The sequence below is a fragment of the Oryzophilus luti genome (genome assembly GCF_059726245.1).
The window spans coordinates 1243187-1268120 of record NZ_AP040874.1; the positions used below are offsets into that span (position 1 = coordinate 1243187).

The 24934-nt window shown below is 60.5% G+C and carries 22 protein-coding genes; 9 read left to right on the forward strand and 13 right to left on the reverse strand.

The annotated features are described in order from the left end of the window. Positions 1-10: 10 nt before the first annotated feature. The 10 genes from AC6IZO_RS05460 to recN all read right to left on the reverse strand — a co-directional run bounded on the left by AC6IZO_RS05460 (position 11) and on the right by recN (position 12319). Complete coding sequence (locus AC6IZO_RS05460) at positions 11-1132, reverse strand: zinc-dependent dehydrogenase (RefSeq protein ID WP_497808774.1); 1122 nt, start codon at positions 1130-1132, stop codon at positions 11-13. Positions 1133-1148: 16 nt separating this feature from the next. Beyond that, positions 1149-1883: a phosphorylase family protein gene (locus AC6IZO_RS05465; RefSeq protein WP_497808776.1), complete on the reverse strand. Its 735-nt coding sequence runs from the start codon at positions 1881-1883 to the stop codon at positions 1149-1151. Then, positions 1876-2892, reverse strand: a complete 1017-nt coding sequence (hpnA, locus tag AC6IZO_RS05470; RefSeq protein ID WP_497808778.1) for a hopanoid-associated sugar epimerase — start codon at positions 2890-2892, stop codon at positions 1876-1878. The genes AC6IZO_RS05465 and hpnA overlap by 8 nt, the downstream gene beginning before the upstream one ends. Before the next feature lie 97 nt (positions 2893-2989). Further along, positions 2990-3991 (reverse strand): adenosyl-hopene transferase HpnH, encoded by a 1002-nt coding sequence (gene hpnH / locus AC6IZO_RS05475; RefSeq protein WP_497808780.1) that lies wholly within the window; start codon positions 3989-3991, stop codon positions 2990-2992. Positions 3992-4117: 126 nt separating this feature from the next. Further along, the gene (shc, locus tag AC6IZO_RS05480; RefSeq protein WP_497808782.1) at positions 4118-6076 is read right to left on the reverse strand and encodes a squalene--hopene cyclase; all 1959 of its coding nucleotides are present in this window, start codon (positions 6074-6076) and stop codon (positions 4118-4120) included. A 27-nt stretch (positions 6077-6103) separates the two neighbouring features. After that, entirely contained in the window at positions 6104-7072 is a 969-nt protein-coding gene (locus tag AC6IZO_RS05485) for a 4-hydroxy-3-methylbut-2-enyl diphosphate reductase (RefSeq protein WP_497808784.1), read from the reverse strand. A 510-nt stretch (positions 7073-7582) separates the two neighbouring features. After that, positions 7583-7717, reverse strand: coding sequence for a hypothetical protein (locus AC6IZO_RS05490; protein ID WP_497808786.1), 135 nt, complete (start codon positions 7715-7717; stop codon positions 7583-7585). Positions 7718-8521: 804 nt separating this feature from the next. Then, the gene (locus tag AC6IZO_RS05495; RefSeq protein ID WP_497808788.1) at positions 8522-8989 is read right to left on the reverse strand and encodes a hypothetical protein; all 468 of its coding nucleotides are present in this window, start codon (positions 8987-8989) and stop codon (positions 8522-8524) included. A gap of 730 nt (positions 8990-9719) precedes the next feature. Further along, positions 9720-10193 carry a hypothetical protein gene (locus AC6IZO_RS05500; RefSeq protein ID WP_497808790.1) on the reverse strand — a complete coding sequence of 158 codons (474 nt, stop codon included), beginning with the start codon at positions 10191-10193 and terminating at the stop codon, positions 9720-9722. A 434-nt stretch (positions 10194-10627) separates the two neighbouring features. Continuing rightward, positions 10628-12319 (reverse strand): DNA repair protein RecN, encoded by a 1692-nt coding sequence (recN, locus tag AC6IZO_RS05505; protein ID WP_497808792.1) that lies wholly within the window; start codon positions 12317-12319, stop codon positions 10628-10630. A 223-nt stretch (positions 12320-12542) separates the two neighbouring features. Here recN and AC6IZO_RS05510 point away from each other — a divergent pair, with 223 nt between their 5' ends. Next, complete coding sequence (locus AC6IZO_RS05510) at positions 12543-13070, forward strand: DUF4410 domain-containing protein (RefSeq protein ID WP_497808794.1); 528 nt, start codon at positions 12543-12545, stop codon at positions 13068-13070. Between the two features lie 128 nt (positions 13071-13198). Here AC6IZO_RS05510 and AC6IZO_RS05515 read toward each other — a convergent pair whose 3' ends face one another. Together AC6IZO_RS05515 and AC6IZO_RS05520 are read right to left on the reverse strand one after the other, a co-directional pair. Beyond that, on the reverse strand, positions 13199-13864 hold the full coding sequence (locus AC6IZO_RS05515; RefSeq protein ID WP_497808796.1) for a hypothetical protein: 666 nt from the start codon (positions 13862-13864) through the stop codon (positions 13199-13201). Between the two features lie 242 nt (positions 13865-14106). Then, positions 14107-16170 carry a M13 family metallopeptidase gene (locus AC6IZO_RS05520; protein ID WP_497808798.1) on the reverse strand — a complete coding sequence of 688 codons (2064 nt, stop codon included), beginning with the start codon at positions 16168-16170 and terminating at the stop codon, positions 14107-14109. A 277-nt stretch (positions 16171-16447) separates the two neighbouring features. Here AC6IZO_RS05520 and AC6IZO_RS05525 point away from each other — a divergent pair, with 277 nt between their 5' ends. The 6 genes from AC6IZO_RS05525 (at position 16448) to ybgF (ending at position 21668) form a co-directional block, all read left to right on the forward strand. Then, positions 16448-17152: a MotA/TolQ/ExbB proton channel family protein gene (locus tag AC6IZO_RS05525; protein WP_497808800.1), complete on the forward strand. Its 705-nt coding sequence runs from the start codon at positions 16448-16450 to the stop codon at positions 17150-17152. Positions 17153-17163: 11 nt separating this feature from the next. Then, positions 17164-17598 carry an ExbD/TolR family protein gene (locus tag AC6IZO_RS05530; protein ID WP_497808802.1) on the forward strand — a complete coding sequence of 145 codons (435 nt, stop codon included), beginning with the start codon at positions 17164-17166 and terminating at the stop codon, positions 17596-17598. Beyond that, complete coding sequence (locus AC6IZO_RS05535) at positions 17582-18418, forward strand: energy transducer TonB (protein WP_497808804.1); 837 nt, start codon at positions 17582-17584, stop codon at positions 18416-18418. Before AC6IZO_RS05530 ends, AC6IZO_RS05535 begins: the two co-directional genes overlap by 17 nt. A 99-nt stretch (positions 18419-18517) precedes the next feature. Next, entirely contained in the window at positions 18518-19786 is a 1269-nt protein-coding gene (locus tag AC6IZO_RS05540; RefSeq protein ID WP_497808806.1) for a DPP IV N-terminal domain-containing protein, read from the forward strand. Positions 19787-19893: 107 nt separating this feature from the next. Then, positions 19894-20628 carry an OmpA family protein gene (locus AC6IZO_RS05545; protein WP_497808808.1) on the forward strand — a complete coding sequence of 245 codons (735 nt, stop codon included), beginning with the start codon at positions 19894-19896 and terminating at the stop codon, positions 20626-20628. A gap of 173 nt (positions 20629-20801) precedes the next feature. After that, positions 20802-21668, forward strand: a complete 867-nt coding sequence (gene ybgF / locus AC6IZO_RS05550) for a tol-pal system protein YbgF (RefSeq protein WP_497808810.1) — start codon at positions 20802-20804, stop codon at positions 21666-21668. Positions 21669-21743: 75 nt separating this feature from the next. Here ybgF and thiD read toward each other — a convergent pair whose 3' ends face one another. Beyond that, complete coding sequence (gene thiD, locus AC6IZO_RS05555; protein WP_497808812.1) at positions 21744-22565, reverse strand: bifunctional hydroxymethylpyrimidine kinase/phosphomethylpyrimidine kinase; 822 nt, start codon at positions 22563-22565, stop codon at positions 21744-21746. Between the two features lie 488 nt (positions 22566-23053). On the opposite strand from thiD, the gene AC6IZO_RS05560 reads away from it, so the two are divergent. Further along, entirely contained in the window at positions 23054-23557 is a 504-nt protein-coding gene (locus AC6IZO_RS05560; RefSeq protein WP_497808814.1) for a septal ring lytic transglycosylase RlpA family protein, read from the forward strand. Between the two features lie 179 nt (positions 23558-23736). Then, positions 23737-24876, forward strand: coding sequence for an acyltransferase family protein (locus AC6IZO_RS05565; protein WP_497808816.1), 1140 nt, complete (start codon positions 23737-23739; stop codon positions 24874-24876). The last annotated feature ends 58 nt before the right edge of the window (positions 24877-24934 follow it).

A 24934-nucleotide genomic window follows, 5' to 3' on the forward strand; every position in this document is an offset into this window, starting at 1 on the left:
TCACTATGACTTATCCTTCCCAGGCGGTGCCCGGTTGAATGGCAATCTTCATGGTCTCTGGCTGAGGATGCGATGCCAGTTCCAGTGCTTCCAGTGCGCGCTCCAGCGGGAAGCGGTGGCTGAAGAGTCCCTCCAGGTCCATCTCTCCGCTGAAGACGAATTTTGCAACTTCGTCGTTCAGCTCCACCGAAGCGCTGTAGCTGCCCAGCAGTGTCTTCTCGTCCACGCAAACCGACGCAGGATCGAACGTGGCCTGACTGCGGACTGTCTGCGCAAACAACATCACGCGGCCACCCGGCCGCGCCGCGTCAATCGCGGTACGAATCAATGCATCTCCCCCAACGGCCAGCACTACGGCATCCGCGCCGCGTCCGTCCGTCATTTCCCGCAAACGCTCCACCACGTTCACCTGGGAAGCATCAATCGTGTTGTTCAGCCCATAACTCCGGCTTATTGTAAGCCTTTGGGAGAACAAATCGGAAGCCACAACCGTGGCGCCTTTCCGTTTTGCCAGGCAGGCCTGCAACAGTCCGATCGGCCCCTGCCCAATCACCAGCACCGTCTCGTCCGGCTGCGGAGCCAACGTCTCCACGGCCTTCCACACGGTGTTCACCGGCTCAATGTGCGAGGCCTGTTCGTAGCTCACGTTGTCGGGAATAGGAATGACGCCGCCGTTGGCGACGATCCAGTCCATCACGCGAATGTACTCGGAAAAACCGCCACCGCTCGGCTCGCCGAAGCCTGCCGTCGCACCCACTTTCTTGTAGGTGGCGCACTGCGCAAACACCTTCTTGCGGCAGTAGTAGCAGTTCCGGCACGGAATGTGATGAAAGACCATCACCCGGTCGCCTTCGGCAAAGTCCTTTACGCCGGCACCCGCGCGCACAACCACGCCCGTCATCTCGTGCCCAAAGACTCTCGGTGCCGAGTGCGAGCCGGTTGAAACCTTCTTCAAATCCGTGCCGCAGATGCCGCACGTGTGTATGCGCACCAGCAGTTCGCCCGCGCCAATCTCCGGCACCGGCACGGTCTCCATGCGCACGTCGTTCTTGCCGTAGTAGACCGCGGCAAGCATCGTTTTGGGCACCCGCCCAATCACCTTCTGCAGATTTACTTCCGTCGTTACACCCATCTCGTTCACCAGCGCTCTACTGCTTCGCGCTCATTTCCGCCGAGCGGCCATCCGTGGCCTTCGCGGCAAAACCGTCCAGATCCTTCGCCAGCTCGCGCAACGCCGCGCATAATGCCGCGCTCGCCTGCTCGCTGTTGCGCTTCAACCTCGCCACCGCGGGCCAAAGCTGCGGACGCGGCCCAATGTGCTTCAGAAAGCCCGCCATATCGAAGCCTTCGGGCTTCACGAAGGGCGCACTCACCGCCACATCTTCATCGGCCAGCGTGTCGGAAACCGCCTTGACCGCCGCAAACTTCACGCCCTCGGCCTGCGCCGCTTCCGCCACCGCCGAGGCTTCCATGTCCAGCACGCAGGCTCCATACCGCTTTGCCTGCTGCTGCTTCAACTCCTGCGTGGCGACCTCGTGCACGGTGGCCAGCACGCCCGCGCCGAACGCGGTCTCAAAACTCTCATCGCCGTCGCAGACCCTGGCAGGCACCACCACGTCGCCCACCTTCATCTCGGCCGTTGTGGCCCCGGCAAAACCCACGGACACCACCAGCTCCGGCCTCTGCGACTTCAACACTTCCGCCGTAACATAGGCTGCGTTCTCGCGCCCCGGTCCGGCCACAATCACCAGTGCCTCACCTTGCGTAAAGCGAACCCAAGTGCCTTCTGGCAGCGCCCACCGGCCTCGCTTCCAGCCCTTCACCAGCGGCGCAATCTCGCGCTCCAAGGCGGCAATGATGACCACGCGCGCGGCATCAGGCATACGGACACACCGTCCCATAGACCGGCGCGTAGCGGCTCACGACAAACCACTCGGCCGCCCGCCGCAGAGCCTCTTTCGCCGGCCCGTGCGTGTAACCCAGTTCGCGCTCCGCCTTTGACGAGTTCACCCACATGTACTTTTTGCCCATGCGAACCTCGTCGACGGTCGCGCCCGGCGTCTTACCCATCAGCTTGCCCGTAAAGAACTCCGAGAACGCCGCATAGGTCAGCGCCACCGCGTGCGGAACCTTGGCGGTCGGCGACGGCAGTCCGGTGATCTCCGCGAGCAGGTCGAGCATCTGCTTCAGCGTCATGTCCTCGCCGCCGAGAATGTAGCGCTCGCCGCGCCGCCCTTTCTCAAAGGCCAGCACGTGCCCGCGTGCCACGTCATGCACGTCTACAATGTTCAATCCGGTTTCCATGTAGGCGGGAAACTGCTTGCGCAGGAAGCGAAGGACGATCTCTCCAGTCGGCGTCGGCTTGATGTCGCGCTCGCCAATGGGCGCGCTCGGGTTCACCACCACAACTTCCTGCCCTGCGCGTCCGGCCTCCAGCGCCACCTGCTCACCAAGGAACTTGGAGCGCTTATAGTGGCCGATCATCTCGGCCTCGGAGACTGGCGTGTTCTCGTCCACGGCCTTCGGCTCGTAGCCAAAGCCCATGGTCGCCACCGAGCTGCAGCAGACGGTACGCCGCACTCCGGCAGCCTTCGCCGCCGCAAGAATCGCCCGCGTGCCCTCGACATTGGCCTGGTACATCGGCTTCGGATCGGGCGTCCACAGGCGATAGTCGGCCGCCACGTGGAAGACCGCCTCGCAGCCCTCCATGCCCTTGCGAAGGCTGGCCTCGTCGGTCAGGTCGCCCTTCACCAGGTCGCACTTCAATCCCGCAAGATTATCCAGACGGCTGTGCTCGCGCACCAGCAGACGCAACTCCGCGCCCTGCTCGGCCAGCACCTGCGCAACATGCGACCCTATGAACCCCGTAGCCCCAGTGACGAACGCTTTCATTTTGGCCCTTCGCCGGATAGCACTTTCCGGCTATCTTCATCTCTCAAAGCGACAGCCACCGGGCCTCCCCGGTGGCTGCGCCTTGCTTCTGATTTTACTACCCGAACAGCGACCAGTTCATCAGCTTCCAGGTGTCACGGAAGCCGCTGGCCATTGCGGCAGAGGCCTCATAGCCGGAGTGCACCAGGCAGTCCTCGCAGCGCGGGTCCTTGCCATGTCCGTACTTGTCCCACGGCGTGTCTTCAATGAACTCCTTGAAGCTCTCGTGGTGCTTGTCGGTGATGAGGTAGCAGGGGCCTTTCCAGCCCTTGGTGTTGTAGGTCGGGTTGCCCCAGGCCGTGCAGCTCAGCTCGCGGTCGCCCGCCAGGAACTCCACGTAAATCGGCGAATCGCCGATGGGGTACTTCTTCGCCAAGCGCTTGATGTCCTTGAACTTCTCGCGGATTGCCTTGCGGTCGAGGAAGATTTCCTTGGTCTCGACAGCCGAGTACGAGTAGCCCGGCGAGATTACGTGCGAATCCACGCCCAGCGTCTTCAGGTACTCGAACAGCGCCTCAATTTCGTTCATGTCGGTCTCTTCGTAGACCGTCGTGTTGGTCATCACGCGGAAGCCCTTGGCCTTGGCCGCCTTGATGCCCTCAATGGCCGCGTCGAAAACGCCATCGCGCTCCACCGCCAGGTCATGCGACTTGCGCAGACCGTCCAGGTGGATGTTCCAGATGAACCGAAGATCGGGCTTGAACTGGTCGACCTTCTTGGCCAGGTAGACGCCGTTCGTGCAGATGATGACGTGCTTGCCGCGCTTCAGCAGCTCATCGGTCAGCCGGCCGATTTCTTTGTAGATCAGCGGCTCGCCGCCACAGACGGAGACCATTGGCGCGCCGCATTCTTCCACGGCCTTCAAGCACTGCTCCACCGGCACCACTTCCTTGATGGTGTCCTCGTACTCGCGAATGCGTCCGCAACCCGTACAGGTCAGGTTGCAGGCGTGCAGAGGCTCCAGCATCATCACCAGCGGAAAGTGCTTCACACCCTTCAGCTTCTGTCCAATGATGTACTTCGCCAGGTCCATCTGTAGGCGTATCGGATGTATCGGCATCTCGCTCCTAACTACGGCCGCCCCAGTTTCCGCGGCCTGTCTGAACTTCTCAACCCTTGCCTTGCTTCAACTCTTCGCACACCCAGCCTGCCTTCTTCGGCAGACACAGGCGACACAATTCTTGCGTTACGCTCCGGCCTCTTCGGCCTCCATCATGCGTGCGTACTTGCTCAAAGCCATCAGCGGGAAGTACTGGAAGTACATCATGTACTTTAAATAGAACACCCGCGGGAACCCCGTCCCCGTGTAGGGCACCTCAAACCAGCTTCCATCCGGCTTCTGGCGGTCGAGCAGGAACTTGATTCCCGCCGCCAGTGATTCGCTCCGCGTATCGCCCGCCGCCAGCAGTCCCAGCAGCGCCCAAGCCGTTTGCGAACAAGTACTTTCGCCGGTTCCCTTAAGGTTTACATCATCGTAGGAGCCGACCGTCTCGCCCCAGCCGCCATCCGGGTTCTGCACCATGCGCAGCCACTCGGCCGCCTGCTGAACCTCCGGCTCATTGTGATCGTAGCCGATGGCATCCAACCCACGCAGCACGCAGCAGGTTCCGTAGATGTAGTTGACGCCCCAGCGTCCGAACCACGAGCCGTCCGACTCCTGCTCCTTGCGAATGAAGTCGATCGCCCGCTTCACCGGCTTGTCTTCGAGCGTGTAGCCGTGGCTGGCTAGGCACTCGAGAACGCGACCGGTGATATCGACCGTTGCCGGATCGAGCATGGCGTTATGGTCGGCAAACGGAACGTACTGGAAGACCATCCGGTCGTTGTCTTTGTCGAAGGAGGCCCAGCCGCCGTTGCGGCACTGCATCGAAAGCTCCCAGCGCATAGCCCGCTCCACGGACTCTTCCTGGAAGCGTTCGTCGCTGGTATTCACGTGGGTCAGCGCCAGCATAACCTGTGCGCTGTCATCTACATCTGGATAAAACTCATTGTTAAACTCGAAGTACCAGCCACCTGGCTCGGTCTTCGGATTCTTCACTGCCCAGTCGCCCTTTTCGCGGATCTGCTTCTTCAGCATCCACTCGGCGGCCTTGACCATGCGCGGGTCCTGCTTGTCCACGCCGCTCTCGCCCAGGGCAAAGACCGCGTAGGCGGTGTCCCACACGGGAGACATGCAGGGCTGCATGCGGAAGGTATCTTGTTCCTCAATGCCGAGTTTCTCAAACTCGTCGAGTGCGCGGATCACCTGCGGGTCATCCATCGAGTAGCCGAGGCAGCGCATGGCGATGATCGAATTCAGGATGCCCGGATAGATGGCGCCGAGTCCGTCGGACTTCTCCAGCCGCTCCAGCATCCACTTCTCTGCCCGCTTCAAGGCCAGCGAGCGTAGCGGGCGCACATGCACCCGTTCAAAGCCGTGGCAGATGCGGTCCAGCAGCAGGAAGAAGTTGCGCCAGGAGAACAGCTTTTTGTCCCACTTCAGCCGGAGGTCGTCGCCGTAGCGGCCATTCGGGAACAGTTCATCAATGCCCTGCTCGTCCGGAATCTTCTTGAACGGCTTCTTGGCATAGCAGATGGCCAGCGGGATCAGGATGGCACGCGACCACGACGAAATCTCGTAGATGTTGAACCAGAACCAGTTGGGGAACAGCACCAGCTCCGGCGGAATGGCCGGAACGGCGTCATAGTCATACTGGCCGAGCGCACAGAGGTAGACCTTGGTAAAGGTGTTGACCGCCGGCACGCCGCCCTGCGCGAGAATGTACTCGCGGGCCTTGACCATGTGCGGCTGGTCCGGCGTGTGGCCGCACATCTTCAGCGCAAAGTAGGCCTTCACGGCGGCGCTGATGTTCGACGGCCCGCCGCTGTAGATGGGCCAGCCGCCGTCTTCGTTCTGGTAGCGCAGAATCTGCCGCACACACTTCTGGTCGCGCACTTCGTCGCGCGTGCCAAGCACCGTGTGCAGGAAGATGTAGTCGGAGACCAGCGTGGTGTCGGCCTCAAGCTCGCCGCACCAGTAGCCGTCCTCATACTGCTCTGAAAACAGGTAATTCTGCGCGGCGCGGATGGCGGAATCCAGGTGGGTTTTGAGCCCGCCGATCTTGCCAAAGCGTATTTGCGCCGAAGCTGTTTGCTTGTGTTCCATTGGTTCCTTGTCGCCGGTCAAGCGGCGTTAACCCCGCGGAGCGCTGCCAATGGCTTCCACAATCTCCGGCGGAAGCGCAAAGCGCACATGTTCGGGCATGACCTCTACCTCTTCGACGTTTTCAAACCCATGCTGGCGGAGGAAATCGACGGCCTCCTGCACCAGATGTTCCGGGGCCGAGGCACCCGCGGTCAGTGCGACCGTCTTGATGCCCTTCAGCCACTCGGCGTCAATATCCTTGAAGCTGTCGATAAGGTAGCCCTGCGTATTCAGGTTGCGAGAGACTTCCACCAGCCGGTTTGAGTTCGAGCTGTTGGGCGAGCCCACCACCAGCACCAGGTCGGCCTCCTTGGAGACCTTCTTCACCGCTGTCTGGCGGTTCTCCGTGGCGTAGCAGATATCCTGCGCGTGCGGCCCGCGGATGTTCGGGAACTTCTTCTTCAGCGCCTCAATAATGTCGCGCGATTCGTCCAGGCTGAGCGTTGTCTGCGTCAGGTAGGCCACACGGTTCGGGTCCGGCACTTCCAGCGTCGCAACCTGCTCGGCGTTGCTGACCACCTGCGTGACCGCCGGAGCTTCGCCCAGCGTGCCGATAATCTCGTCATGGTTCAGGTGGCCGATCAGGATCAGCGAGGAGCCTTCCTTGGCAAAGCGCACGGCTTCCACGTGAACCTTTGTGACCAGCGGGCAGGTGGCGTCGATGACGCGCAGCCCGCGCTGCTTGGCGGCATCCCGCACGGACGGAGCCACGCCATGCGCGCTGTAAATGACGCGCTCGCCCGAGGGCACTTCATCCAGTTCGTCGACAAAGATGGCGCCCTTGCCCTGCAGCTCTTCCACCACGAACTTGTTGTGCACAATCTCCTTGCGCACGTAGATTGGCGCCCCGAAGGCTTCGAGGGCAATCTTCACAATGTCAATGGCGCGCACCACCCCGGCGCAGAAGCCACGCGGCTTCAACAGAAGAATCGTCTTGGCGTTCGTCGTTTCGCTCATCTCTCTCCAGCGCGGCCTCATCCGGTTCCGCGCCTGCTCAACAGGCGTAAGGGGAAGGCGTTGGCCGCGACCCACGCAAACCCCGCTCGGGTCCGGACGCAGTTCTCCCCGCGCACCCATCACCCAAATCTAGAGTAACCGAAGCAGAGCACCGGCGCGACTCCAACTCATAGAAGGGGTAGGTTTTGCCAGTTTCCGGTGCAAAACCGCCCTCCAACGGAGACGCTTCCTCCGCTACGGGTACCGGTCGCAAGCTGTGGGATTCACTTCGGGGCTGCTCTGCGCCCAGCCTTGCCGCCGGGCGTCGTCACCGGCTGCTAAGCACAAAGCCTTCCGCGAATTCGATCCAGACCGAGAAAAACCTCGTCCGGCAAGGCTGCCCGCCCCGCCACGTTCGGTCCGAGAGGTTTTCTAGGAATGATTTTATCAGGTAGGAGGGCCTGAAATGTGGCCTAAGCGCCCCGTTCGGCACCCCCAATTGGTGCCAGACACCAACGGGTTCTCGTAGTCTCAGGAGTAGCTGGCCGTTCCCGCAGTGGTCGTCTTCGTCAGCATGTTGCCGTTGCGGTCGTAGGTGAATGACGTCGTAGGCGTGCCCATCAGCTGGTTCTGCCAGGAGGCACGAGTTGTGTGTGCAGTCTTCATTCTCTATTCATCAGACATTCGAACTGCCCCACCCTCTCGCTTCGCGAGAAGGATGGGGCACCCCCAAAACTTCGCTTCTGAAAGGGTGTGCCACCCGCCGCGATAATCCGACGTTTCAGCAACGAGTGCTTTCAATTGCATAACTTATTTCGTCTCGTCGATCCGAGTGCCAGCGCAAGCATTTATCACAGAATCGACGAATAGTTCGGGCTCTGCGGGACTAACTATGATCTGTTTCAATATCCCATCCTGCCTCTTTATCAAAACGACCCTTTTCCTATATGCACACCATTTCCAAGAAAAAAAAGCATCGAACCGAAATGAATGACTAAGTGGAATCAATGCTACAAAAGGAACGACTTCGATGCGTTCTATGCACGCTAGCGGAATCTGTTGAACGTCGACGCTAAAAGCTCGAATTACTAGTGTCGAAGCCTTTACTTCATATGTGAGAACACCTCTCAGACAGTACCCGCCACCAAGCAGAGCCAGACAGCCGCTAAGTAGCCCGTACACCGCCGCCATTGCGTCCATGAAACCATTGGCACTCACTTCTTACCTCCACCGAGAACCCCAGTGTTTGTGTTGATGAAGGAGACCATTCCCGATGGGTACGGTATAGGCGAAGCGGTGACCGATAGTGTCACCAACCACGTGCCCCCCGGCCTGTGGCGCAGAGTTGGCGCAGTTCCAACTCTGGGGCTGTGCTTCAGTGCGCTTCACGTTCTCTTGCACGAACCGTCCACTTCGACTCAATCTGCACTCCAACATCGCTGCCAATGAGGGCTGGAACGGGCCACTCGTCTAAACATCCTCGAAGAAAGACACACACGGTGAGCCACTGTCGTCATTGACCTCAACGCGAAACCTCCGGTCCGGATATAGCTGCTGCAATCGCACACTCCACATGTTTGCTAATTGGTTTGCGAGGAGTAGATCATCCCCTTCGGCGTTCTCTTCTGGATGATTTGGGAAGTTGAGGTTGACGTCGAAGTTGTTGACGCTCTTCTCGAGGAGTTGCCTACCGCCAAGATTCTCACGCAGCTTCCGTATCGCGCCCGGCCCTCCCAGGTCCTCTGCAAGATCCTGAAGGAATACCATGCCCTCAACCTCGATGAATTCGGGCCAAAACAGCCTTGTATACAGAAGCGCATTTCCCACAGACCCGAGCGCTCCGACGAAGTCAAGGGCCGTGAACCCGGCTGGCTCCGCGCCAGCATACTTCGCACGATACTGCCCCTCGAATCTCGCCTTGAACAGATTGTCTTCCACTTCGCGCTCCTTAAATGTGCCAGCTTGCAAGCCCGCTGAGCGGACATGCCGCAACGGAATGCCATGCCAAAGCAGGCCAGAGACAGGAGAGCAGATTACTCATCTCCGAATCGAGCCGACACCTGTCCGGCAAAGCGAGACGGCGAGAGAGAATACTGTCAACGCGAATCCACTGACTATGTATGGCTTGTCATAATACTGGCCGTATAGAATATTTGCTCGCTGACTGATGACGACTTCCACCCACACGGGGAACGTGGTGACGCAGGCAATACCACCGGCAATTCTCCCGACCTTTGGCAAAATCATCTGGAGGATGGCCGCACTCAGAAACAGCCATGCCACGACGTCCAGAAGATGCACGTAAATTGACACATCCTTCATCGACTCCGTGGCGAGGAATGTCAGATCTGAACCCCACGCACTCAGGCACAATGCCGTGCAGGCGTATACGATTCCCGCAACGCCACGTAGGACTCCTGTCCGCACACATACAGTCATGATATTTGCCTACCTATAGGGCAGGCGTGTGGCCCATACTTGCGCGCTGTTCGCAAGTGTGGGGCCGTTGCTGTATCCGCCGCCCCCTGCGTTGGAGCAGCGCCAACTCAGAGCCAACTCTCCTCCCCACAGTTGGAAATACGCCAACTGTGGGCCACCAGCCCTTTTTCACCGTTGGAGACGTGGGGCTCCTGCCGCGTTAGTACCTCCGTATCGTTTTCGGCATCTCTCACGCACTATGCCCAAGCATATGAATTTTTCCCGCTTTGCTTATGATCGAGGCAAATAGGGCCTGACCTAGCATCATGAGGCTGCCGATTAGCCAAAACGGACGTAACGCCATCAGCACAGCGATCCGCAACGTATTCATGGGATCGCCAAGAAACCACGCGGCATTAATGCGAGCATGGAAATGTGCGATTGTAGCAGCATAGGCAATTACTGCGGCCCCATAGCCAAACAAGCAGCCGAGCAATCCGCTCATAAGCAGGTTTGTAACTCCGCCTGCGGTACGATATCGAAACCAGGATATGGACAGGAAGAGTAAGACCAGCACCACAAGAAAAACGACCTCAAAGTAGTGATTAAGCTTGCCGTCGCCAATGGCGATCTTGATCTTGAAATAAGGAAACATCAAATAGGCAAACGCAAACACCAAACCAGATATGCAACATGACACCAAGAAATACGCCGATTTCGACATTTCTAGTTCCCCTGATTAGCGAGCATTTGTCGACGGCGTCGGGCGAGCGCTTCCGGCCGGTAATAGTTGCCAAGGCCCTTAAACGGCCCTGTACCATTTAACACTTCTGAGACGGCGTGAGCACACGTGAGCAGGGGCATCCCCTTACCATCTCCTTCGTTTCCAGTTAGATCGTGTATCTTCTTTGCGATTTCCGGCGGGTGGCCCACATTTGCGCGGTGTTCGCAAATGTGGGAGCTCCGCGCCCTACGCGCAACAGACTAATCGCCGCAAGCGTTCAACGCGAATGAATTGTGGACAAAATGAACGAAAGGCGCGGCAGATACGGCCTGAGCGTAGCGCAGATGTCACGTTCAAGCCTTCTTTTGGCTTGCGCGGGGCTGTGGGCTTGCATCGAGAGAACGCCCCACCTCCGCGCAATATGTGCGTGGAGGCTACTCTCTCGCCGAGGCTCCGGCCTTGAGCAACTGTTCGGCGTTCTTGAGTGAGGCTTCGGTAACCTTGGCGCCGCTGAGCATGCGGGCCAGTTCATGGCGGCGCTCGTAGGCGTCCAGCGGACGCACGGTGGTGCGCGTCTTCCCTGCCGCCTCGTGCTTCTCGATGAGGAAGTGCTGGTCGGCAAAGCTGGCGATTTGCGGCAGGTGGGTGATGCAGACGACCTGCTTGTTGCGAGAGAGCGCCTTCAGCTTCTTGCCGACGGAGTCGGCCGCGCGGCCGCCAATGCCGATATCGATTTCGTCGAAGACCAGCGTGCGCTGCGTGTCGGCAGCCTTCTTCGTGCGTCCGGCCTCGACGCTGGCCTTGAGCGCCAGCATCACGCGCGACATTTCGCCGCCCGAGGCGATCTCCTCGATCGGCCCCAGGGGCTGCCCGGCGTTGGTGGAAATAAGGTAGGCCACGCGGTCAAAGCCCGAGGCCGTCCAGTTCTCCGGCTCGTCCGAGCCAGCCACCTCAATGTGGAAGCGCACCTTCATCGAGAGGTCGTTGATCTCGGCCTCGACGGTCTTCTCCAGCTTGCGGGCCGCCTCGTAGCGCTTGCGGCTAAGCGCGCGCGCCTGCTCCAGGTACTGCGCAGCCAGCTTGTCCTGCTGCAGCCGCAGCCCCTTCAGAATTTCATCCTTGTTCTCCACCTCGTTGAGCTTGCGGCGCAGCTCGTCGGCGTAGTGCATCACGTCGTCGATGGATTGGCCGTACTTGCGGCGCAGGCGGTCGAGCGCGGCCAAGCGATCCTCCACCTCGGCAAGGCGCTCGGGCGAGGCGTCGATGGTGTCGGCGTAGTCGCGCAGAGTGTCGCTCACGTCCTCGAGCGTGATGCGGGCGGTATCAAGCTGCTGCACGGTCTCGCGGAACTTCTCGTCAAAGCGCGACAGGTCCTCGACGTGCTTCATGGCCAGGCGCAGGCTGGCCAGAGCGGAACCTGCATTTTCATAGAGGACGTCATGCGCGCTCTGCGCCGAGGAGAACAGACGCTCGGAGTTGGCGAGCACACGCTTTTCCGCCGTCAACTTTTCGTCTTCACCTGGCTCTGGGTGGGCCGCGTCAATTTCCTTGAGCTGGAAGCTCCACAGATCAACGAGCCGCATCTTGTCCTGCTCGCCCTGCTGAAGATCGTCGATGCGGGCACGGATCTCCGACCAAGCCGTGTAGGCCGTGGCGACCGGCGCGAGGTCGTGCCCGGCGGCCAGGTCGAGCAGTTCCAGGCGGGCGGCGGCGTCAAAGGCCACCAGAGACTCATTCTGTGCGTGGATGATGCCCAGCACCGGCGCGAGCTGGCGCAGCACCTTCACCGTGGCCGGCTGGTTGTTGACGAAGACGCGCCCCTTGCCGTTGGCCAGCAATTCGCGGCGCAGGATGATCTCCATGCCCACACCATCCAGCCCATTCTCTTCCAACAGCGGGTCGAGCGAGGCGGCATCGGTCTCAAATACGGCGCTGACCACGGCCTTGTCGGCACCATGACGGATGACATCCGTGTTGGCCTTATCGCCCAGCAGCAATCCTAAGGCGTCAATCAGAATGGATTTGCCAGCGCCGGTCTCACCCGTCAGCAGGTTCAGGCCCGGGCCAAATTGCACGGCGACATTATCGATGACGGCGTAGTTTTCGACCCTTAATTCGCGCAGCACCTAAGCACTCTCAATGCGGGATTCGCCGTGAGAATAGCACACCAACCGGTGGAACGGTGCATGACTTTCGCCATTCCATCGCCCAACCTCCTGAATCCTAGAGGAAATTGCTGGCGAAGCTGATGTACCGGACTCTTCCAACTCGTCACACCCTCCGGTGAGAACCGTCCTAGACGCCCCGTGGCAGCGGAAATAGAGTCTGCGGCCCGGAGAGGAGGATTCCATGCGACTCAATCTGAAACGAACTCTGGCAGTCGGGCTCTGTCTCTTCGCGCTGATCGCAGTCGCCCTCGCTCAGAAGGAAGGCAAGCAGGAAGAGACGAAAAAGGGCGCCACGCCAAAAGTCCTCGCCGGCGTGAAGCTGGTTCAGGTGGAGGCAACCGTTGTGCCCAACCCGGATCAGGTAAAGGAAGAACACGCCGCGAACCAGGTCGCCGACAGCCTGAAGAATTCCCTTCGCTATGCGGATATACAGATCGGCGAGGCCCCCATCCGAGCGCACATTGTGCTCAATGAATTCACGTCCGGCTCAGCCGCCAAACGCTTCCTGGTCGGCATGGGAGCGGGCCGCAGCACGGTCGATTGCCAGCTCATCTTTCAGGATGCCGACGGCAAAGAGCTTTACAACAAGCGCATCCGAGTGCGCGGCAACCTTGCGTTCAGTCCGTACCAGGGAAACAACACGCAGCGCCGGCAGGCCGTCAACAGCCTTGAGCAGCGCTTGATCGAGGAAATTGAAGGCCTGAAATAGAGCGTTCCGTCATCTGGAAACAGAAGGACCCCATCCGCTTTCGCAGAGATGGGGCTCTTTCTTCTGCTGCTGCTCGTTAATACAACCTGCCGGAGGCTTCAGCAGCGCGTGCGCAAATCAGCCGCAGTCTAGAGCGGACCGTCACCGCGCATTACGCCCTTCGCCATGGGGGTGTCCTCAAGGCTGCGAACAGCCGTCGGCGTCTTGGGCAACACCGAGACGCTGAAGACGTTTGATTTGCTCGGGTCGCTAATGGAGGTGGCAACGATCTGTGCCGTACAGAGCGCGGACGGCGAAGCCGGTGCGGTGAAGGTGACGCCCTTCTCCGTTGCCTTGGAAATCTTGCCGCAGTCCTTTGAATCCAGCCTCCAGGTCACGCCGCCCTTGCCTGTGTCATACGACGTCGCCGCCTGCAGATCCAGGGAGGTTCCGGGCATAAGCCCCGGGTCCCGCTCAGGAGTGAACGCCACCTGAATCGCAGGAAGGATGACGGTGGTTGCATAGGACTTGCTTGGATCGGTGATGGAAGTTTCCGTGATGGTGGCCGTACAGCTTTCATGCAGTGAAGTGGCAGGAGCCTGGAAGCTGACGCCGGTCGAGCTTTCATTGCTCAGGCTGCCGCAGCCTGCCGGAGAGAGCGTCCAGCGGACTCCGGCATTCTTCGAGTCATTGGCCACCACGGCCTTGAAGTCAATGCGCTCGCCGGGAGCCATATAGCGCTGCACGCGCGAATACGGAGTGAGGGCCAGCCCAATAGGTTTTTGATTGAAGTTGAATGCAGAACAACCGGACATGCAGAGAACAAAACAAGACGCAATGAAACCCAATAGCAGATAACCTTTTCTCATAATCGACTCCACGGTTACACCTCGGGCTTGTGAGGCCCGCGTTCAGGTGAATAGAGGCGAAGGGGAAGGCAACCGCACGGGTTACAAAGGCTGTGTCCCGACGCAAAACAATCATCCCCACGCATGCCGCGCATGATTCGGCATGCGTGGGGAATTATTACGACTTAAGTGCTACGAACACAGGGAGTCTACCACACCTTGCAAGGCTTGGGACGCACCATTGGTTGCCCCGCTTTGCACTGGAAGGCCGTGGCAAACTCCGGCATGTTGCTGACAATGCCGTTGACGCGATACCGGCCAGGCGAGTGCGGGTTGGTCATGGCAGAAACGCGCAGGTTTTCCGGACGCTCGTTCTCGCAGGCCCACTGCGAATAGCCAATGAAGAAGCGCTGCTCCGGCGTGAAGCCCTCGACCGGCTCCAGCTTCTGGTTCTTCGTCTGCTCCTTCCACGCCAGATAGGCGAGGTAGGTTCCACCAAGGTCGGCTACGTCTTCACCGCTCGTCAGCTTGCTGTTGATCTTGATGTCGTCGACGATCACGTACTGCGCGTACTGGTCGCGGACGCAGTTGATCTGCTCCTCAAAGGCCTCGGCGTCCTTCTTCGTCCACCAGTCCTTGAGGTTGCCCGTGGCGTCGAACTGGCGGCCTTCATCGTCGAAGCCGTGGGTCAGCTCGTGGCCGATGGTGCCGCCGGTGTTGCCGTAGTTCGGAGCGTCGTCGAGCTTCGGGTCAAACAAAGGCGGCTGCAGCACGCCGGCCGGGAAGTTGATGTCATTCATCTGTGGGTTGTAGTAGGCGTTGACGGTCGGCGGCGTCATGCCCCACTCGGTGCGGTCCACCGGCTTGCCAATCTTGTCGATCTGGCGCTTGGTTTCGAACCGGGTGGCGCGCACCACGTTCCCCAGAAAATCTTTGCGCGTCACTTCGACCGAAGAATAGTCGCGCCACTTGTCGGGGTAGCCGATTTTGTTGCGGATGCCCTTCAGCTTGGCCTCGGCCTGCACCTTGGTCGCGTCGGTCATCCACGGCAGCAGCTTGATCTCCTGCTCCATGGCATCTTCAATCTGCTTGGTCATCAGCAGGGTGCGCTGCTTGGTGTCCTCGGTAAAGGTGCGGCGGACAAACTCCTGCCCGAGCGCCTCGCCCAGGTTGTGGTCGGTGTACTGCACGCAACGCTTCCAGCGCGGAGCCAGTTCCTGCGCGCCCCGCAGATATTTGCGATAGAACGCAAAGTTCTCATTTACGAAGGCGCTCGACAGATACTGCGCGCGCGAACGCACAAGCTGCCAGCGCAGATAGGTGCGCCAGGTCTCGATCTTCTCCGACTTCAGAAGCGTCTCAACCTCGGCAAAGAACTTCGGCTGGTCCACGTTCACCTGCTCGAAGGCCGGAAACTTTGAGGCCGCGAAATAGGCCTTCCAGTCGAGATCGGGCGTGATCTTCTGCAACTCGGCCACGCTCATCTTGTGGTAGAGGTTGTAGGGGTCGCGCTTTTCCACGCGCGTCAGCGTGGCCTTGGCCAGTTCGGTCTCAAAGCGCAGCACGTTCTCCGCATCGGCCTTGGCCTGCGCTTCCGACTCGCCCAGCAGTCCGAACATCTTCGCAATGTGCTCAACGTACTTCTGGCGGATCTCCACCGACTTGGCATCGGTCTTGGTGTAGTAATCGCGGTCGGGCAGCCCTAGCCCACCGCCGCCAATGCTCGCAATGACCTGTTCGGCATTGCCGAAGTCCTGATCGCTACCGGCGACGAACAGCGGCCCGCCGTAGTACCAGGCTTCCAGGTTGCGAGAGGCGAGATACGGCACAAGGTCCTTCGTGGTCTTGATGGCGGCGATGGCCTTCAACTGCGGCTTCAACGGTTCGGAGCCGAGCTTCTCAATCTTCGGCTCGTCCATGCAGGCGGCGTAGAAATCGCCGATCTTCTTCTGCACGGGTGTGCGGCTGGCCTGCGGCTTGGCGGAGTCCTCCAGAATGCCCCAGAGGAATTGCTCGTTTTCATCGGTCAGCTTGCCGTAGACGCTCCACCCGGTCTGGTCCGGCGGAATCGGATTTTTCTTCATCCAGCCGCCGCAGACGTACTGATAAAAGTCGGTGCAGGGGTCGGCGGTGCGGTCCATGGAGGTAACGTCGAGGCTCGGAGAATACGGCAAGGCTTGCAGCGGATGCTTCTCTGCCGGTGCGGCGCTTTGGGCGGAAGCCGCCAGCGTGCACGCCAGAATGGCAGGCAGGAGTCGAGCGAGTTGCTTCATCGATCTTCCCTTTCGCAAACAGAAGTACGTGGCCGACAGTGTACAACCCGCGCGCGCATGCGGTCGATGCGCCGACCGGGGTGGGCGGAAACGCGCACACCTACGGCATCGAACCGTTGATACGCGCAAAAATGGCCGGATGTTCCGCGCAGGTGAAAGAGTGTTAATTCCGCGGCTACCCGGGTCGCGATGCACGGCGCATGGTGCTTATAATGAAACGTAGCGCGCCGCAACTGTCGTGTGGAACAGTCCTCCGGCGCAGATTCGAGACACAAGAATGACTTTTTCTTCAGTTCTGGCTTTTGCCATTGGCTCTGAGATCAGCGATCTGATAACGCAGACCGGTCTGGTCGCCAAGCTGGTCCTGGTGCTGCTGCTGTTGTTCAGCCTTTTCTCCTGGACCATCATCGCCTCCAAATGGAGCCTGTTCCGGCGCGCCAGGGTGCAGAGCGCGCGTTTCGTCAAGGCGTTCCGCCGCAGCGGCCGCATGCAGGAAATCGCCGCGGTCAGCGAGCAGTTCAAGCCCAGCCCGCTGGTGCCGGTATTTGACGGCGCGGTGGAAGAGCTTCGCCGGCAGAACGGCATGCCCAAGGTGGCCAATGTGCAGCGCGCCACGCAGATTGCGGCCAGCGAGGAGCTTTCCCGGCTGGAGTCGCGCCTGTCATGGCTGGCAACCACCGGCTCGGTCTCGCCGTTCGTCGGACTGTTCGGCACCGTCTGGGGCATCATCGACGCCTTCCACGGACTCGGCTCCGCCAGTGGCGCCAGCCTGCGCGCCGTGGCACCGGGCATTTCGGAAGCCCTGATTACGACCGCCGCCGGCCTGTTTGCCGCCGTTCCGGCCGTCATTGCCTACAACTATTTCTTGAATGAGATCCGCCAGTTTGGCGCGCGCATGGACGACTTCAGCCTCGAGTTGTTGAACAACATCGAGCGCGGCGTGGACCAGCGCACCAACGGCAACGGGTACGACCAGCGGTAGCGGAGAGCAGCATGGCCTTTACGAATCAACAGGGCCGCACACAGACGTCGCTGGCGGAGATCAACGTCACGCCGTTCGTCGACGTCGTGCTTGTGCTGCTCATCATGTTCATGGTCACCGCGCCGATTCTTCAGTCGGGCATTGAAGTGAACGTGCCCAAGACGAAGACGGTGAAGGAAATCACCGAAGAGCGGCTGGTCATCACCATTGATAAGGACCAGAACGTCTTCCTCGGCAACGACCAGATCAACATCAACGAGGTCGGCGACCGCATCCGCGGCAAAATCCGCGACCCGCAGGGGCAGTCGGTCTTCATCCGCAGCGATGAGAACGTGCCCTTCGGCGCCTTCGCCACCGTCATGGACGCGGTCAAGCAGACTGGCATTACCAACGTGAGCATCGTCACGCAACCCATCGATCAGGGGACGAATGGCTCTCAGCGCTGACATTTACGAAAGTAAGGATTCGCTGCGCGCGCCCTTCACGGCAAGCCTGATCGGGCATGCCGCGCTGGCCGCTGTGATCATCCTGGCCCCGGCCTGGATTGACCATCGCGGAGACAGCTGGGGCGGCAGTGAAATTGGCGGCGGCGAGGCGATGAGCGCCACGCTGGTCAGCAATATTCCCCTGCCCGCCAATCCCAAGGGCACCAACGTCATGGCCGTTGAGAGCAAAGGCATGACGGAGTCGCAGCCCGTCGAGGAGCAGAAGGCTCCCGACGACGCCATCAAGATTCCCTCGCGCAATGCGCGCGAGCAGAAGCCCAAGCCAACCAAGATCGAGACGCAGCCGCAGAAGAAGCCGATTCAGACGGCGACCGCGCAGCAGCCGCAGCGTCTGCCCCAGCGGCAGACGCCTCCGCCACCGCAGGACAATCGCATTCCCTTCGGCCAGGGCGGCCCGGTCAGCGGCCCCTATGGGGTCTTCAACACCAACGGATTCAAGGGCGGCTTCAGCATGGGCGGCGCCGGCGGAGACTTCGGCAGCCGCTATGCCTGGTACGTGGACAACGTGCGCCGCAAGGTTTCGCAAAATTGGTTTGAGTACGAAGCGGGGCCAGGCTCGTCCAATAAACGTAGGGTTTATATCACGTTCGATATCACGCGCTCCGGCGCGCCCACGAACATACGGCTGTCACAGAGCAGCAACATCCCGGCGCTGGACACTTCGGCGCTACGGGCTTTGCAACGCATCGATACCTTCGGCCCCCTGCCCGGCGATTACGGCGGCAGCAGGGTGTCCGTTGAATTTTGGTTCGACCGATAGAGGTCTGGAGATCAAGTGCACCGGAGTGGCGAAGTGAAAACGGGCAAACACACTGGGGCTGTACTCACCATCGTTCTTCTGATTTCAAGCCTTCCTGCCTTGGCGCAGGATTGGATCCGCACCGGCACCGGCCTCGGCGTGGAGCGGATTCGCGTGGCTGCGGCTGACTTTGCCGCGCCTTCCGATCCGCAGACGCTTGTGCTGCGCAACACATTCAACGTGGTGCTGTGGAATGACCTGCAACAGGCGGGCATCTTCGACATGGTGTCCAAGAGCTTCTACCCGCTCGGCAACATTGCTTCGCCTGCGGACGTGAAGCTGCAGGCCTGGGCAACGCCGCCGCCGAACACGGCCATGCTGGCTTTCGGCAACCTGTCGGCCTCCGGCGGTCAGTTGAGCGTGGCCGGGTGGCTGTTTGACGTGCGCAATCCGCAGAACCCGCAGGTTCTGGCCAAACTCTACCGCGAGGCCGCCACCGATGAGAACGCGCGCATCATCGCGCACCGCTTTGCCAACGAGATCATCTTCCGCCTCGGCGGCGGACTGAACGGCATTGCCGAGTCGCGCATCTACTTCTCCAGCACGCGCACGGGCAGCCGCGAAATCTGGTCGATGGACTATGACGGAGCCAATCAGGCGCCGCTGTTCCAACTGCATTCCATCTCGCTGCAGCCGCGCATCTCGCCGGACAATTCCCGCATTGCCTTTGCCTCCTACGCCAAGGGCGGGCTGAACATCCTGATGTACTCGCTGGAACTGAAGCGGCTGGTGAACTTCCCGCACATGGGCGGTGACACCATTACGCCGGCGTGGTCGAGCGACGGCGGACGCCTGGCCTTCTCATCCTCGCGGCGCGGCTTCCCCAACATCTGGGTGAGCGATGCCAGCGGTGGCGGTGCGCGCCAGCTCACCAACGGCAAGGGCCCGGACTCTTCGCCATCGTGGAATCCGAAGACGAACAACCAGATTGCGTTCGTCAGCGGACGCACGGGCTTACCGCAGATTTACGTGATGGATGCCGATGGCTCGAACCTGGCGCGTGTGACCAACGAGGGCTATGCCGTTTCGCCATCGTGGTCCCCAAATGGGCAGTTTCTGGCCTTTGCCTGGATTCGCCACTACGGTCCGGGTGCGCCGGGAGCGCAGGATATCTATATTATGGATGTAGCCAGCCGCAAGTGGGTGCAGTTGACCCACGACGGCGGACGCAATGATTTTCCTTCCTGGTCGCCAGACGGGCGTCACATCGTGTTTCAATCCACCCGCTCCGGACGGGAAGAAATCTGGTCGATGCTGGCTGATGGGAGCCAGCAGAAGCAGTTGACCACCAACGGCGCGAACATGCAGCCGAACTGGAGCTGGAAGTAGTTCGCGCAACGTGGACATGAGTTTTGTTTGGGTGTGTTCAGGTGGTCGCGCCGCTTGCGAGGACGCAGATCACCGGCATCGTGAGTTTTCTCGCAATGGAGGATAGGGTGAAGCAATTTCGCATGAAGTACCTGGTTTTTGTGGCGCTGTTCGCCGCGTTGTTATTTGTTGCCGGCTGTAAGAAGAAGGCCGTTCCGGCCCCGCCGACACCGCCTCCGCCAGCGCCAGCCCCGACCGCTTTGATCTCGGCTGACCGCACGGCCATCACCGAGGGTGACTCGGTTACCTTGAGCTGGCAGACCTCGAACGCCACCAGCGTCAGCATTGACGGCATCGGCACGGTTGAGCCCAACGGCTCCAAGACCGTGACCCCGGCCGCCTCGACCACCTACCGCGTGGTCGCCAAGGGTGAGGGTGGGAGCACCGATTCGTCCGTCCGCATCACGGTGAACCCGAAGCCGGTACCGCCGGCACCGGTCGCCCAGGGCCCGAGCGAAGAGGAGCTGTTTGCGTCCAGCATCAAGGACGTTCACTTTGCCTATGACAGCGCCGCGCTGGACGAAACCGCCAAGTCGGTGGTTGCCGCCAACGCCGCGTTCCTGAAGTCGCATCCGTCGATCACCTTCACCATTGAAGGCCACTGCGACGAGCGCGGCTCGGAAGACTACAACCTGGCGCTGGGCACCAACCGCGCCAACTCCGTGAAGGATGCCATGGCGGCTGCCGGTGTCACCAACTCGATGAACACCATCAGCTATGGCAAGCTGAAGCCGATCTGCAGCGAGAGCACCGAAGCGTGCTGGGCGCAGAACCGCCGCGGCCACTTCGCGTACAAGAAGTAGTCAGGCTGTTAACTTATTCGGGGCGTCCTGTGGGGCGCCCCGAAACCTTTGCCCAGAAACTGCGTTACAATTTTTGAGCCTCCCGTGCGAAAGGCTCTTTTGGGCAGCTGCCGCCGGTTCCGGATATAACACCGGCGCTGTACATCACTTCCGGGCATTACATTGGAACCGCTATGAGACTACAAAAGACAATCGCAGTGCTGACGCTGGGCGCGCTGCTGACCACCCCGACGACTCCCCTTTTCGCCGCTAACCGGGACATGGTTCAGCTTCAGACGCAGGTGCAGATGCTCGCCGACAATATGGCGAAGATGCAGCAGGCTTTCGATGAGCGCATGGGCGTAATGCGCAACCTCATCGAGCAGGATACCGACACGGTCAACAAGCTCTCGGCCTCCATCAACGGCCTGCAGAAGACCCTGGCCTCGCAGAACACGGATTCGGCGGCCAAGGTCGACCAGGTGAGCGGCCAGATCCAGACGCTGAACGACTCCATCGATGAGTTGAAGGCGCGCCTGGCCAAGGTCAGCAAGCAGCTTGACGACCTGCAGAACCAGCAGCAGAACATTCCGGCCAATGCCGCTGCGGCGGCTGCCGGTGCCAACGCCGCCAACGGCGCACCTGCCGCGCAGACGCAGGCTCCGCCGCCGGGCACGCTCTATGACAACGCCCTGCGCGACTACACCGCCGGCCGTTATGACCTGTCCATGCAGCAGTTCGCCGACTACATGAAGTACTACCCGACCACCGACCTGGCCGGGAACGCCCAGTACTACGTGGCCGACATCGAATACAAGCAGGGCAACTTCGAGGGCGCGGTAAAGGACTTCGACAAGGTGCTGGAGCAGTTCCCTGGCGGCAACAAGGCCCCGGCCGCGCAGCTTAAGAAGGGCTATGCACTGCTCGAACTGGGCCAGCGCGACGCCGGTGTCCGCGAGTTGAACGCTCTCATCAACCGCTACCCCAAGACGAACGAGGCCATGCAGGCCCGCGACCGGCTGCACAAGCTCGGAGTGGGTGGCACCACCCGCCGCAAGTAGCCTTCCGGCAGGCAGAAAGTTCAACGGCAGCCCCGGGGCTGCCGTTTTCCGTTGCAGGTCGAAATTGGGCAGACGCTATTCCAGCGTCCAAAGGTGCTCCAGCGGCCCTTTGCCGTGGCCGAGCTTCGGAGCGAGTTCCATGGCGCGCTCCACGTAACGCTTGGCCTCGCGCACTGCCTGCTCCAAGGCCACCCCACGGGCCAGCAGGCAGGCAATGGAGGTCGAGAAGGCGCAGCCGGTGCCGTGGGTGGCATGGGTCTCCACACGCTCACCAACCAGCCGCAGCGAGCGGATGGAGCCATCTTCCCGGCCCCGCACCAGCAGGTCGTCTGGACGCTCCAAATCGCCGCCGGTGATGACCACAGCGCGCGCACCAGCCGCCAGAATCTTTGCCGCCGGGGCTTCCATGCTGTCGAGGCCCCGAATGTCGTCGCCGGTCAGCGCCATCGCCTCCAGGGCGTTTGGCGTCACAATGGTTGCCAGGGGCATGAGGGTATCGCGCACAACCTCCCGGCCCTGCTCATCGAGCAGCTCCGCACCGCTCGACGACCACATGATCGGGTCCACCACCACGTTCGGGAGCTGGAGTGCGTCGAGGCTTTCGGCCACCACCTGGGCGATCTGCCCGTTTCCCAGCATGCCCACCTTCACGGCGGAGATCGGAAAATCCTCGGCCAACCGACGCAGGCTCTCCACGACCAAGGCAGGATCCACGGGCTGCACGGCAAAGACTCCCTGCGTGTTCTGCACGGTCAGGGCGGTAATGACCGAAACGCCATAGCAGCCGTGGGCAGCCATTGTCTTCAGGTCAGCGGTAACGCCAGCCCCGGACGAGGGGTCGAACCCGGCAATGGTGAGCACCACGGGCGGCGCAACATGCGCGTTAGAGGCGGACATAGCGGAACCTTACTCCCTTCGATGCGGGCTGCCAAGCACGGCGGACAGACGCGGTAACTTATTGTTTTTCAGTTGGTTGCCAAGCGTCAAGTGTCACGCAGTGGGAGTTTTCGCCCACTCCGGCAAAGGAGGGCGGGGACGGCCGCACTCGGAGCGGGGTACACACGTGCGATGGCTTCCTGCGCCGCGCCGAATGCGGCTTCCGCAGAGGGGGCACCGTGCGTACCGCGCCAGCATTGGGGGAGCGTCCCATGCCGCTTCCGCGCGAATCTGCCCTGCTTTGCCGAAGGCTTCGATAATCATACTTTGCGAATTCTGACAAGAACTTTTTTAAGAAAATTTGATGAAGGGTTGACCCGGCCGGGCATGGTCTTTAGAATTTCAGAAGTGCCTGGGGAGAACCCCGGGCACATTCAGTGTAACGGGGGCAACAATCCGAGTCTGCGGCCAGCGGTACCGGCCCGGACCACCAACACGAGGTGTACTGAATGCGACGAGTACTGACCCAGCCAACGCTGCTGTTGCTTTTGACATGCAGCTTGGGGGCGGCACCCGGACACAGGGTTCCGGAAACCATCCCGGCTCCCCGTCTGGTGGCCATCAAGGGGCCAGAAACGACGTCCCCAAAGAAGCCGCAGCGGCCCTATCAGGTAGGCCGAGCCTCCTGGTACGGCGCGCTCTTCCACGGGAAATCAACCGCTAGCGGGGAAAGCTATGATATGTATGGCTTTACCGCTGCCCACCTCAAGCTCCCCCTGGGGACTTGGGTGCGCGTCACCAACCTCAAGAACGACCAATCGGTGGTGGTGCGGATTAACGATCGCGGACCGGTCACGCCGGGACGCATCATCGACCTCTCCTATAAGGCCGCGCAGAAAATTGGCCTGAAGGAACACGGAGTGGCAAAGGTACGGCTGGATGTTGTAGCTCTGGCCGATCAGCAGGTGGAGGTCGCAAGTCTCTCCGCCAACTCCCAACCTAACATCCGTTAGCCAGACGGAGGCCGGCCGAGAGGCCCGCTTCCAGTGACAAGGCAGACCGGGGCAACTGCCCCCGCCCCGGTCCAAAAGCCTTCCTCGTGATTCTTCCCCAAAGTCCACCCAGCCTTGCCAAGCTTCTGGCATGTTCAGTACGCTAAGAGAAACTAGAGGAATGGCGGGACGGACAGCAGGTGTCAACGGGTAACCAAGGGAACACAGAGGCCGAGGAACTCCCCATACGCCGGTTCTGGAATGAAAAGTACTTTCCAGCTCTGGACGGATTGCGGGCTATTTGCGTTCTACTGGTCATCTTCAACCATGTACACGTACAGGTTCCCCGTTGGATCATCGGGAAGCTCGGAGTCGATGTCTTTTTTGTTCTGAGCGGGTTCCTGATCTCCACCATCCTGCTTCGCGAACGAGCAAACAATGGCCAAATCTCGTTCAAGGCCTTCTACACACGCCGGTTCTTTCGCATTGTCCCCATTTATCTGGTGGCGATAGCCCTTTATGTGCCAGCGATCATTCTGGCGCACGACCACACGAAAGTTCAGCAATTCAAAGAAGCCCTGCCTTACCTCTTGACCTTCACGCCCGAATACCGCCCCCTGTCCAGCGGCACGATCTTCGGCCACGCCTGGACCCTGGGGATTGAAGAAAAGTTCTACCTCTTGTGGCCGATGCTCCTCGGCCTTGCCTATCCATTCACTCGCAAACGGACCACCTGGCTGCTTGTTCTGGCGAGCGGGTTGCTCGTGCTTCCGGCGCTCTACTGCCGGTCTTACGGCGGGCTTTTCCTTGGAGCACTGCTGGCTGTTGCGCTTTCCCATCAGGCAGGGTGGCGAACTGCCCAGTCCATTCTGAGCGCCCTGCGGCCATCATTGGTGCTCGTTCTGGTAGCGGCCTCCTACTATTTGCTGGCACATCGGCTTCCTGCGCGATTCATCCTGCTCTTTTCAGCCAGCATTGCGCTGCTGGTCGCGCACGTCGTACTGCACGACGGATGGATGCGGCGCGTCCTCTCGCTTAGCCCATTGGTCTACATTGGCCGGCGGAGCTACGCTGTTTATCTGGTTCATGTGCTGGTTCTGAACGCGGTAGAGAAGATATTGCTTCCGCGCGGTGTGACAAGTTGGATTCCGATTGTAGCTGGCACTTACGTGCTTAGCATTGCGCTGGCATCTCTGCTGTTCATTGCGGTTGAGCGTCCCTGTATACGCGTCGGACGGATACTTTCCGCCCAGTTCATCCAGCAGGGCCTTGCCAAGCTCCGGAATTCCGAACTCAATCCGCTTTCAACGGCCACGCCTCCCTGCCCCAAGCAGGCGTAAGCCGGCCGCGAACTGACAATTCCCCAGCCTCGGCACCCTTTCCGCCCAAAAACAGCGA

What these genes read in the sequence shown, in the direction of transcription:
- AC6IZO_RS05485 (WP_497808784.1), bottom strand. Translation starts at nt 7,072, where the DNA reads ATGAGCGAAACGACGAACGCCAAGACGATTCTTCTGTTGAAGCCGCGT.
- AC6IZO_RS05465 (WP_497808776.1), bottom strand. Translation starts at nt 1,883, where the DNA reads ATGCCTGATGCCGCGCGCGTGGTCATCATTGCCGCCTTGGAGCGCGAG.
- AC6IZO_RS05460 (WP_497808774.1), bottom strand. Translation starts at nt 1,132, where the DNA reads ATGGGTGTAACGACGGAAGTAAATCTGCAGAAGGTGATTGGGCGGGTG.
- AC6IZO_RS05515 (WP_497808796.1), bottom strand. Translation starts at nt 13,864, where the DNA reads ATGTCCGGTTGTTCTGCATTCAACTTCAATCAAAAACCTATTGGGCTG.
- shc (WP_497808782.1), bottom strand. Translation starts at nt 6,076, where the DNA reads ATGGAACACAAGCAAACAGCTTCGGCGCAAATACGCTTTGGCAAGATC.
- AC6IZO_RS05510 (WP_497808794.1), top strand. Translation starts at nt 12,543, where the DNA reads ATGCGACTCAATCTGAAACGAACTCTGGCAGTCGGGCTCTGTCTCTTC.
- AC6IZO_RS05530 (WP_497808802.1), top strand. Translation starts at nt 17,164, where the DNA reads ATGGCCTTTACGAATCAACAGGGCCGCACACAGACGTCGCTGGCGGAG.
- AC6IZO_RS05490 (WP_497808786.1), bottom strand. Translation starts at nt 7,717, where the DNA reads ATGAAGACTGCACACACAACTCGTGCCTCCTGGCAGAACCAGCTGATG.
- AC6IZO_RS05535 (WP_497808804.1), top strand. Translation starts at nt 17,582, where the DNA reads ATGGCTCTCAGCGCTGACATTTACGAAAGTAAGGATTCGCTGCGCGCG.
- AC6IZO_RS05500 (WP_497808790.1), bottom strand. Translation starts at nt 10,193, where the DNA reads ATGTCGAAATCGGCGTATTTCTTGGTGTCATGTTGCATATCTGGTTTG.
- AC6IZO_RS05525 (WP_497808800.1), top strand. Translation starts at nt 16,448, where the DNA reads ATGACTTTTTCTTCAGTTCTGGCTTTTGCCATTGGCTCTGAGATCAGC.
- hpnA (WP_497808778.1), bottom strand. Translation starts at nt 2,892, where the DNA reads ATGAAAGCGTTCGTCACTGGGGCTACGGGGTTCATAGGGTCGCATGTT.
- ybgF (WP_497808810.1), top strand. Translation starts at nt 20,802, where the DNA reads ATGAGACTACAAAAGACAATCGCAGTGCTGACGCTGGGCGCGCTGCTG.
- AC6IZO_RS05560 (WP_497808814.1), top strand. Translation starts at nt 23,054, where the DNA reads ATGCGACGAGTACTGACCCAGCCAACGCTGCTGTTGCTTTTGACATGC.
- hpnH (WP_497808780.1), bottom strand. Translation starts at nt 3,991, where the DNA reads ATGCCGATACATCCGATACGCCTACAGATGGACCTGGCGAAGTACATC.
- thiD (WP_497808812.1), bottom strand. Translation starts at nt 22,565, where the DNA reads ATGTCCGCCTCTAACGCGCATGTTGCGCCGCCCGTGGTGCTCACCATT.
- AC6IZO_RS05520 (WP_497808798.1), bottom strand. Translation starts at nt 16,170, where the DNA reads ATGAAGCAACTCGCTCGACTCCTGCCTGCCATTCTGGCGTGCACGCTG.